Source organism: Sphingobacterium faecale, assembly GCF_016746095.1.
GTDB classification, from domain to species: domain Bacteria; phylum Bacteroidota; class Bacteroidia; order Sphingobacteriales; family Sphingobacteriaceae; genus Sphingobacterium; species Sphingobacterium faecale.
Genome location: NZ_JAERTY010000031.1, coordinates 1 through 1,536 on the forward strand (window position 1 = coordinate 1; position 1,536 = coordinate 1,536).

Sequence of the window (1,536 nt, forward strand, 5' to 3'; positions counted from 1 at the left end):
GGCACTACCGTATTTTTCGGCTTTAGAAAGATAGTCATCAGGGTTCCAGGCCAGGCGGTCACGCAAATGGCGGTGATGTGGTGGTTCATGATTCCTGTCGGTCGTATAACCGTGTTTTTTATAGCTGCGCCTGTGAAGGGCTACACGGGTGCTTCCGATGTAGATTTCAACGGTATCGGTACAATAAATGATATTTACCGTGCTTCCGATATGTTTGGAAGGTACACTGTAGAAGTGCCAATCCTCGCCAAGTACCACATGGTAATCACGCTGCACCTTTGCACGCGTGTAGTGTTTCATTATAAAAGAACTTTCCGGCAGCGGATTTAGGATCGGTTTCTCACTGCTCTCAAAAAGCTCTGTTCTGCTGAAAGTCTTGCGCTGGAAGTTTTTCTGATGGTGTGCCCCAAGCTGTAGCCGTATAGCCAGGTTAAGTTCGCCCAGACTGGTAAACACCTCATTTCGAAGTGGTGCGTATATCCGTTGATAGGTTATTTTTACAGCACCTTCCACTGATGCTTTATCCCGTGGCTTTGCAGGACGTGTGGCAAGAAGGGCTATGTTGTTGTGATTGGACCATTGCTCCAGCATATCGGTGAACTTTGGTTCGTAACGGTTGCTGCGTACGACCCATTGTTTCATATTATCCGATTTTGCCGATAAGGGTACACCTCCGAAATAGTCAAGGGCATTGTTGAGCGCCCGCAATACCTGTGGTAGAGATGCATTAATGAGTGCTTCCACATAACTATAGCCACTGAAAGGCAATACGGCGACCAGAACGGGACAGGCTACCAGTTCACCACTGTCTGTATCCACATAATGCAGCATATCACCAGCAAAGTCTACTTGCAGCAGCCTGCCTGGATCATGTTCAAAACGCATGGTGGCTCCCTGTTTGCGGATATGTTCCTGAAGAAGCTCGCAGAATCTCGAATAACCAAAGCCATCGGGATATTCATTGATATATTCCTGCCATAAAAGCTGACGCGTAACACCCACACGCCGGAGTTCAGAAAGCAGATAGGAAAACTGTGATTCAAGATGTATCCGACGGGGGTCTTTTTCTATTGATTCCGTTTTGCCCGTATTAAGGTAAGTCGCCAGCTCGGCATCAGCAAACAGGAGAAGTTCCGCAATACTCAGTCCGCTGTCTGCAAAGCGCTGTAAATAACTCGCAATGGTACGTCTATTGATACCGGTCTCCCTTTCGATGGAACGCTGGGAAAAACCACGTTCCAAAAACAGCAATATCTGTCTTATCTTCTGCATACTTAGAGGTCTGTTTGCCATATCGTTAGGTCTAATACAGGCCCAACTTAGCAATCTTTTTTTTCTTAAATATCCAGTGGTGTAGTTTGCTGCGGAATTATTGGTGCACTTTGTGTCGGAATGGCAGTCTTTCTAGAACAGTTTAAAAGACCCTCAACTTATAACTAGGCTGCTGAAAATTTACACCAAAGTGGTGTGTTTTGCAGCGGAATCACTGGTGTACTTTGGAGCGGAATGGTGGTGTAATATAGTGCGGAATATGCA

Annotated in this window: 1 protein-coding gene; it reads right to left on the reverse strand. The window is 46.2% G+C overall.

All coding sequences use genetic code 11. From position 1 onward, the window contains the following. Window positions 1-1,272 (reverse strand): IS21 family transposase (gene istA / locus JKG61_RS22720; RefSeq protein WP_202105298.1); only part of this gene is annotated, 1,272 nt, incomplete at its 3' end. Window positions 1,273-1,536 lie beyond the last annotated feature (264 nt).